Here is a 5,053-nt window from a genome sequence, read left to right as displayed (position 1 = left end):
AACCACCGCTGACGCCCCGCCCGCCGGCGCCGCCGGACCCGGGCACCGCCGCCGCCTTGCCGCCCCAGGAGACCCCGGCGCCCGATGCCTGACGCTGTTTTCCTCCCCGCCGCCATCCTGCTGCCCTTCCTGGGCGCGCTCGCCGCCGCCCTGCTGCCAAGCAATGCCCGCCGGCTGGAATCCTGGCTGGCCGGGGGCGTCGCCCTGGCCGCGCTGCTGATGGTCTGGCTGGCCTATTACCGCACGGTGGCCGGGGGCGGGGTGGTGCGGCTCGACATTCCCTGGGTGCCGCAGCTCGGGCTCGACCTGGTGCTGCGCCTGGACGGGCTCTCCGCCGTCTTCGCGGTGATGGTGGCGGGCATCGGGCTGCTGGTCGTGCTCTACGCCCGCTACTACATGTCGCCGGACGATCCGATCCCGCGCTTCTTCGCCTTCCTGCTGGCCTTCATGGGCTCGATGATGGGCCTGGTGCTGTCGGGCAACCTGATCCAGCTGGTGTTCTTCTGGGAGCTGACCAGCCTCTTCTCCTTCCTGCTGATCGGCTACTGGCAGCACCTGGCCGCGGCGCGCGACGGCGCGCGCATGGCGCTCACCGTCACCGCCAGCGGCGGCCTCGCCCTGCTGGCCGGCGTGCTGCTGCTCGGCCACATCGTCGGCAGCTATGATCTCGACCAGGTGCTGGCATCGGGCGACGTCATCCGCAACCATTCGCTCTATTTGCCGGCGCTGGTGCTGATCCTGCTCGGCGCGCTGACCAAGAGCGCCCAGTTCCCCTTCCATTTCTGGCTGCCGCACGCCATGGCGGCGCCGACCCCGGTCTCGGCCTATCTGCATTCGGCGACGCTGGTGAAGGCCGGCATCTTCCTGATGGCGCGGCTTTGGCCGGTCATGGCGGGCACCGACGCTTGGTTCTGGATCCTCGGCACCTGCGGCATGATCACGCTGCTGGTCGGCGCCTATGTCGCCATCTTCCAGCACGACATGAAGGGGCTGCTGGCCTATTCGACGATCAGCCATCTCGGCCTGATCACCGTGCTGCTCAGCCTGAACTCGCCGCTGGCCATGGTCGCCGCGATCTTCCACACCATGAACCACGCGACCTTCAAGGCCTCGCTGTTCATGGCCGCCGGCATCATCGACCACGAGACCGGCACGCGCGACATCCGGCGATTGTCCGGGCTGAACGCCACCATGCCCTTCACCGCGCGGCTGGCCATGGTCGCCGCCGCCGCCATGGCCGGCGTGCCGCTGCTGAACGGCTTCATCTCCAAGGAGATGTTCATCACCGAGACGCTGAGCCAGGCCAGCGCGCCGACCCTGCTGCACAGCCTGCTGCCGGTCGCCGCGGCCATCGCCAGCGTCTTCGCGGTGGCCTATTCGCTGCGCTTCATCCATGGCGCCTTCTTCGGCCCCACCACCGGCGACATGCCCAAGACCCCGCACGAGCCGCCGCAATGGATGCGCCTGCCGGTCGAGGTGCTGGTGTTCGGCTGCATGGTGGTGGGCATCCTGCCGGCGGCCACGATCGGGCCGTTCCTCGACGTCGCGGTGCGCTCGGTGCTGGGCGAGGCCACGCCCTATTACAGCCTGGCGGTCTGGCACGGCTTCAACCTGCCGCTGGTGATGAGCTTCGTGGCGCTGGCCGGCGGCGCGCTGCTCTACCTGCTGCTGCAGCGCCACCTGAATGCCGGCATCGACGGCACCCCGCTGCTGCGCCGCCTGGACGGCCGCCGGCTGTTCGACCGGGTGATGGTGTTCCTCTCCTGGCGCTTCGCGCGCACGCTGGAGCGGCTGCTCGGCACCGCCCGGTTGCAGATGCAGCTGCGGCTGCTGGTCTGCGTCACCGTGCTCGCCGCCATCCTCGCCCTCGCCCCCTACGGGCTGGTGCTGGGCGGGCTGCAGCTGACCCCGCCCGACCCGGTGATCGGCCTGGTCTGGGCGGTGGGCGCCGCCTGCGCCATCGGCGCCGCCTACCAGGCCAAGTATCACCGGCTGGCCGCGCTGATCCTGCTCGGCGGCGCCGGGCTCGCGGTCTGCATCACCTTCGTCTGGTTCTCCGCCCCCGACCTCGCCGTCACCCAGCTGCTGGTCGAGGTGGTGACGACGGTGCTGCTGCTGCTCGGCCTGCGCTGGATGCCGAAGCGGCTGGAGAATGCCGGCTCGGGCGAGATGCTGGCGCGGCTGCGCCGGGGCCGCGATTTCGTCATCGCGGTCGGCGCCGGGCTCGGCCTGACCTTCATCTCCTACGCCACCATGACGCGCGTCTCGCCCGAGGGCATCTCGCGCTTCTTCCTCGAGCGCGCCTACAGCGAGGGCGGCGGCACCAATGTCGTGAACGTCATCCTGGTGGATTTCCGCAGCTTCGACACCTTCGGCGAGGTGGTGGTGCTGGGTGTCGTCGCGCTGACCGTCTTCGCCCTGCTGCGCCGCTTCCGCCCCGCGAAGGAGAGCATCGGCGTGCCGGAGCAGCGCAGCGGCCAGTTGCAGGAGGACGCGCATGGCTGGCTGCTGGTGCCCGCCGCCATCATGCGGCTGATGTTCCCGCTGGTCGGGCTGGTGGCCATCTACCTGCTGTTCCGCGGCCATGACCTGCCGGGCGGCGGCTTCGCCGGCGGGCTGATGCTGGCGATCGCCATCCTGCTGCAATACATGGCCGGCGGCACGCGCTGGGTGGAGGACCATCTGCGCGTCCACCCGCTGCGCTGGATGTCGGCGGGCATGCTGCTGGCGAGCTTCACCGGCTTCGCCGCCATGCTGGTGGGCCAGCCCTTCCTGACCTCCTACTTCGCCTATGCCGATCTCGGCTGGCTGGGCAAGCTGCCGCTGGCCAGCGCCATGCTGTTCGACATCGGCATCTTCGCCCTGGTGTTCGGCGCCACCGTGCTGATGCTGATCGCCATCGCCCACCAATCGGTGCGCAGCCAGCGCGCCGCGCCGACGCCGCCGCCCGGCCCGGCCTTCCCGGGAGAGGAATGATGGAACTGATCCTGGCCCTCGCCATCGGCATTCTCGGCGGCTCCGGCGTGTGGCTGCTGATGCGGCCGCGCACCTTCCAGCTGATCATCGGCCTGTCGCTGCTGGCCTATGCGGTGAACCTGTTCATCTTCAGCATGGGCCGCTTCCCGGTCGGCCGGCCGCCGGTGCTGGAGCCGGGTGGCGTCGGCGACCCCGCGCTCTACGCCGACCCGCTGCCGCAGGCGCTGGTGCTGACCGCGATCGTCATCGGCTTCGCCACCACCGCGCTGTTCCTGGTGGTGATGCTGGCCGCGCGCGGCCTGACCGGGGGCGACCATGTGGACGGCCGGAGGCAGGGCCGGTGAGCGGCTGGCTGTCGCACCTCGCCATCGCGCCGATCCTGCTGCCGCTGGCGGTGGGCGCGGCGATGATCCCGATGGACGACCACCGCGCCCGGCTGCGCGCCGGGCTCGGCATCGCCTCGGCCCTGGCGCTGGTGGCCATCGCCATCGCCCTGGTGGTGCTGGCCGGGCGCTCCGCCGCGCCGCCGGTCTTCGTCTACCGCGTCGGCGACTGGCCGGTGCCCTTCGGCATCACCCTGGTGGTGGACCGGCTGGCGGCGCTGCTGCTGCTGCTGACCGCGCTGCTCGGCCTGGCCGCCCTGCTGTTCTCGCTGGTGCGCTGGCAGCGCATGGGGGCGCAGTTCCACGCGCTGTTCCAGTTCCAGCTGGTCGGGCTGAACGGCGCCTTCCTCACCGGCGACCTGTTCAACCTGTTCGTCTTCTTCGAGGTGCTGCTGGCCGCCTCCTACGGCCTGGCGCTGCACGGCTCGGGCGTCGCGCGGGTCAAGGCGGGGCTGCACTACATCGCCATCAACCTCGCCGCCTCCCTGCTGTTCCTGATCGGCGTCAGCATGATCTATGGCGTGGCCGGCACGCTGAGCATGGCCGACCTCGCCGCGCGCATCCCGCATCTGCCGGCCGAGGACCGGCCGCTGCTGGAGGCCGGCGCCGCCATCCTCGGCATGGCCTTCCTGGCCAAGGCGGCGATGTGGCCGGTGGGCTTCTGGCTGGCGCCCACCTATTCGGCGGCGAGCCCGCCGGCGGCGGCGATCTTCTCGATGATGAGCAAGGTCGGCTTCTACGCCGTGCTGCGCCTGTCGCTGCTGCTGTTCGGCCCGGATTCGGGCGAGTCCGCCGGCTTCGGCAGCACCTTCCTGTTCGTGGGGGGGCTCGCCACCATCGGCTTCGGCGCGGTCAGCGTGCTGGCGACGCAGGATCTCTCGCGCCTGGCCGGGGCCAGCGTGCTGATCTCCTCCGGCACGCTGCTGGCCGCCGTCGGCGCCGGGCAGGTCAGCGTCACCTCCGGCGCGCTGTTCTACCTGGCCAGCTCCGCGCTCGCCATCGGCGCCTTCTTCCTGCTGATCGAGCTGCTGGAGCGCGGCCGCGAGCTGGGCGCCGACGTGCTGGCGGTGACCGCCGAGGCCTTCGGCGATGGCAGCGAGGAGGAGGACGAGGAGGAGGCCGAGGTCGGCGTCGCCATCCCCGCCAGCATAGCGGTGCTCGGCGCCTGCTTCCTGTGCTGCGCGCTGCTGCTGGCGGGACTGCCGCCGCTCTCCGGCTTCATCGCCAAATTCGCCATGCTGGACGGCATCCTGAACCCCGAGGGGCTGGGCCGCGGCGGCGAGGCGGTGCCGCTCTCCGGCTGGGCGCTGCTGGCGGCGCTGATCCTCTCCGGCCTGGCCACCGTGTTGGCGATGACGCGCGCCGGCATCCGCAGCCTCTGGGCGGCGGGGGAGCGCGCCGCGCCGCGCGTCGGCGTGGTGGAGATCGCCCCGGTGCTGCTGTTGATCGGGCTGTGCATCGGCATGACGGCGGCGGCCGGGCCGGTGCTGGGCTACATGCAGGACACCGCGGCCGCGCTGCACCAGCCGCGCGCCTATATCGGCGGCGTGACGGGGGTGGCGCGATGAGCCGCCTGCTGCCGCACCCCATCGTCTCGCTCGGGCTGTTCCTGTTCTGGATGCTGGCGCACAACACCGTGGCGCCGGGCCCGGCGCTGCTCGGCGCCGCGCTGGCGCTGCTCGGCGGCTGGGCGC

Annotated in this window: 3 protein-coding genes; all 3 read left to right on the top strand. The window is 71.5% G+C overall.

Going from position 1 to position 5,053, the window contains the following annotated elements; all coding sequences use genetic code 11:
* The first annotated feature begins 84 nt into the window (after window positions 1-84).
* The 3 genes from HMPREF0731_RS15915 to HMPREF0731_RS15905 are packed head-to-tail and all read left to right on the top strand — an operon-like array spanning window position 85 to window position 4,927.
* Window positions 85-2,976 (top strand): monovalent cation/H+ antiporter subunit A, encoded by a 2,892-nt coding sequence (locus tag HMPREF0731_RS15915; RefSeq protein ID WP_007005197.1) that lies wholly within the window; start codon window positions 85-87, stop codon window positions 2,974-2,976.
* A complete protein-coding gene (locus HMPREF0731_RS15910; RefSeq protein WP_040613623.1) occupies window positions 2,976-3,320 on the top strand; it encodes a Na+/H+ antiporter subunit C in 345 nt (114 codons plus the stop codon). Before HMPREF0731_RS15915 ends, HMPREF0731_RS15910 begins: the two co-directional genes overlap by 1 nt.
* Window positions 3,317-4,927, top strand: a complete 1,611-nt coding sequence (locus HMPREF0731_RS15905; RefSeq protein WP_007005195.1) for a monovalent cation/H+ antiporter subunit D — start codon at window positions 3,317-3,319, stop codon at window positions 4,925-4,927. The genes HMPREF0731_RS15910 and HMPREF0731_RS15905 overlap by 4 nt, the downstream gene beginning before the upstream one ends.
* Window positions 4,928-5,053: the final 126 nt, after the last annotated feature.

The sequence above is a fragment of the Pseudoroseomonas cervicalis ATCC 49957 genome, assembly GCF_000164635.1.
Classification (GTDB): Bacteria; Pseudomonadota; Alphaproteobacteria; order Acetobacterales; family Acetobacteraceae; genus Pseudoroseomonas; species Pseudoroseomonas cervicalis.
The sequence above is the reverse complement of the archived record's forward strand: the minus strand, read 5'-3'. Positions and strand labels throughout refer to the sequence as shown.

Excerpts from the sequence above, each read along its gene's own strand:
- HMPREF0731_RS15915 (WP_007005197.1), top strand. The coding sequence starts at position 85 with ATGCCTGACGCTGTTTTCCTCCCCGCCGCCATCCTGCTGCCCTTCCTG.
- HMPREF0731_RS15910 (WP_040613623.1), top strand. The coding sequence starts at position 2,976 with ATGGAACTGATCCTGGCCCTCGCCATCGGCATTCTCGGCGGCTCCGGC.